Raw genomic sequence first — 3,104 nt, 5'->3', positions numbered from 1 at the left:
GAGTGGTTCCTTCCACTCCCAGTATTTACTCCGATTTTGTTAAGATATATTGCGGATACCCTGAACTTTAGTAAAGAGAGGAGCTAAATCACCTAGTATTGCGTCCTTTTCAGTGTTGCCAAAGGCACGGCGTAGCCGTCCAGTAAACAGTGAAAAGACATCGGGAAAGTGCTATTTAAAACTACTCACTTAGAACTCAAATCTGATAACTGATAACTGATAACTGATAACTGCCCTAATAACTTTTAAATTTTTAACTTTAAGCAAATGCGTAATAGCGGACTCCTATCAAAAACCAAAGTCAAACTGAAACGGAAAAAAACGCTCACCTCGCCGACGCGGCCAGCACCGAATAAATTACAGAATAAAATCAAAGATAAGGATCGTCTAGTCGGTCGTCAGCGTCAGTCATGGCTAATTATGGGCTTAATTAGCATTGTCCTGCTAGGAGGAGTCGGCTCACGCTTAGCCTATTTACAACTGCAGCAAGGACAAATTAACCGAGAAAGGGCAGAAAATAACCGGATTCGCATTCTTCCCAAACCCCCAGTCCGGGGCAACTTATTCGATCGCAATGGCAAAGTTTTGGCCACGGCCCGCTTAACCCATGCGGCCTATATTTGGCCCAAATCCCAGCGTAATCCCGCCCAAAAACTCAATCTTGACCGTTTAGCCAGTATTTTAGCAATTCCCAAAAGCGACCTAGAAAAACGCATTAACGAAGCGGACGAAAACCCCTCCACCCTGGTCCGCATCGCTAGGGGTTTAACTCCGGCCCAAATTATCGCCCTAGAGGAATACAAAGACGAATTAACCGGCATTGAAGTGGACGTGGAATCAGTGCGCTACTATCCCAATGGTAAAATCGGGGCCCATATTCTCGGTTATACTGGGGAACTAACCCCGGAGGAATATCAAGCCAAAAGACGCCAGGGCTACCGATTGGGAGATGTCGTCGGTAAAATGGGTGTAGAAGCCGCCTACGAGTCAAAATTGCGGGGAGAATGGGGAGGAATGCAGTTAGAGGTCAACGGATCGGGACAAGTAATCCAAATTCTCGGCCAAAAAATTGCTAAACCGGGGCAAGATGTCACCCTGACACTAGATTTAAAACTCCAAAAAGCCGCCGAGGCCGCTTTAGGAAAACGCAAGGGTGCGATCGTGGCGATCGATCCCCGGGATGGTTCTGTGCGGGCCATGGTCAGTTATCCTAGTTTTGATCCCAATGTTTTCTCGGCCCCAATTACCACCGCCACTTGGAAAAAACTACAAGCGGAGGGCAACCCGTTTGTTAACCGCGCTCTGCAAGGATTCCCCCCCGCTTCCACCTTTAAAGTCGTCACTGCCACTGCTGGCATGGAATCGGGTAAATTTCCCCCCAATACGGTCTTAAATACCTTTGCCGCCCTTTATGTGGGGGGGACAGCTTTTGGAGAATGGAATCACGCCGGTTTTGGTCCGATCGGTTTTGTCCGGGCCATGGCCATGAGTAGTAACACTTTTCACGGTCAAATTGGTCGCGGAGTGGGGGGGCCGGCTTTAATTGCCATGGCTCGGCGCTACGGTTTCGGTCAGAAAACCGGGATAGAATTAGCGGAAGAAACTCCGGGGTTAATTGCCGATCGCGGTTGGAAACTGCGTAATTTTAAAAACTGGGATTGGTCTGTAGGGGATACGATTAATATGTCGATCGGTCAAGGATTTACCCTCGCAACTCCCCTACAGGTAGCTGTGATGTTTGCTGTCCCCGCTAACGGTGGTTTTTTGGTGAAACCGCACCTTTTACAGGATGCCCGCGATGTTAAGGAATGGCGCAAGTCTTTGAACATGAAACCTAGCACCCTAGACACCCTGAGAAAGTCCCTGAGAGCCGTGGTAGCGGAAGGAACGGGGCGGGCCCTATCGGACCCCGCTTTACCGCCTGTAGCGGGCAAAAGCGGCACAGCAGAAGCACCTCCGGGCAAGTCCCACGCTTGGTTTGGAGCTTTCGCCCCCTTCGACAAGCCCGAAATTGTTGTGGTCGCCTTTGCGGAACATTCCGGCGGTGGTGGTGGTAAAGTGGCCGCACCTATGGTACGTCAGGTAATGGAGGCTTATTTTAATGTCAAGCCGAAAGAAGAAAAACCCCGGCCGAAGCCTTAGAGACTTGTGGCGGTAAGCGGCACACAGCGCACGGTAATTCCCGTGGCCGTGGCGATTTTTTGCGCCCAAATTGCCAATATTTCAGCGTTTACGGGTTTGAGAATTTGCATTCCGTCGGCAGCGGTGAGGGGATTATTACCGCGGGTTTCTAATTGTCTTTGTCTGGCCCGGGGACGGGTCGGGGTGTTAAGCTGAATTTCATCCGGTTGTAGCTGTTGCATCAAATCGATATACTGGTCTTGATCTTGGGGCGACCAAGAAGCCAGCACCATGGTTTGAATTGCTAGTTTTCCCGACCATTCTTGGCGAAATTGTCTTAATCCCCACCAAAGCTCCTGCCAATCCAGACCGGAGACCGGACGGTTAACCCGTCGCCATTGGGCCTCGGAAACAGCATCGATTTTAGCGGCGACGATATCAGCTTTGCTCAAGTCTTGACGCACTTGGGCATCTCCCAAAAGGGTACTATTGGTTAAGACCGCCACCGGCCGCTCGGTTATTTCCTTGACGGTGGCCATTATTTCCCCTAAATTGAGGGCGAGGGTGGGTTCCCCGCTACCACTGAGAGTGACTATATCCACGTCCCAAGGGGCAAAAGTGCTTAAATCCCTGCTAATTTGTTCGCTGGTGATAAAAATTCTTCGTTGCTCGGTTTTTTGCTCAATTTCTCCTAACTGACAGTAGGCACAGTTAAAGGAACAGGTAGAAACTAAACCAATCGGATCAATGCCCAGGGAACTGCCGAAACGCCAAGAGGCAACCGGGCCATATACGGAGCAGAAGTAATCCTGGGGAGCAGTCATCGAACCTACCCAAAAAATACGGAGAGGGAGGGATTCGAACCCTCGGTACGGTCTTACGATTCGTACAACAGATTAGCAATCTGCCGCATTCGACCACTCTGCCACCTCTCCAAGATGACATTACTTTAGTCTAACATGAAAGGCCGATTTTTGGCAAGT

General features: G+C 49.9%; 2 protein-coding genes and 1 tRNA gene. 1 reads left to right on the top strand and 2 read right to left on the bottom strand.

Features of this window, described 5'->3' with window-relative positions; all coding sequences use genetic code 11:
* The first annotated feature begins 267 nt into the window (after positions 1-267).
* On the top strand, positions 268-2,142 hold the full coding sequence (gene mrdA / locus PX636_RS10655; RefSeq protein ID WP_288117116.1) for a penicillin-binding protein 2: 1,875 nt from the start codon (positions 268-270) through the stop codon (positions 2,140-2,142).
* Here mrdA and PX636_RS10650 read toward each other — a convergent pair.
* Positions 2,139-2,945 carry a radical SAM protein gene (locus PX636_RS10650; protein WP_288117113.1) on the bottom strand — a complete coding sequence of 269 codons (807 nt, stop codon included), beginning with the start codon at positions 2,943-2,945 and terminating at the stop codon, positions 2,139-2,141. The two genes, mrdA and PX636_RS10650, sit on opposite strands and share 4 nt — an antisense overlap.
* Positions 2,946-2,964: 19 nt before the next feature.
* Positions 2,965-3,056 (bottom strand) — tRNA-Ser (locus PX636_RS10645).
* Between the last annotated feature and the right edge of the window lie 48 nt (positions 3,057-3,104).

Origin of the sequence: Microcystis sp. M53598_WE2, assembly GCF_030067735.1 — a bacterium.
GTDB lineage: Bacteria > Cyanobacteriota > Cyanobacteriia > Cyanobacteriales > Microcystaceae > Microcystis > Microcystis aeruginosa.
The sequence above is the reverse complement of the archived record's forward strand: the minus strand, read 5'-3'. Positions and strand labels throughout refer to the sequence as shown.

Excerpts from the sequence above, each read along its gene's own strand:
- PX636_RS10650 (WP_288117113.1), bottom strand. The coding sequence starts at position 2,945 with ATGACTGCTCCCCAGGATTACTTCTGCTCCGTATATGGCCCGGTTGCC.
- mrdA (WP_288117116.1), top strand. The coding sequence starts at position 268 with ATGCGTAATAGCGGACTCCTATCAAAAACCAAAGTCAAACTGAAACGG.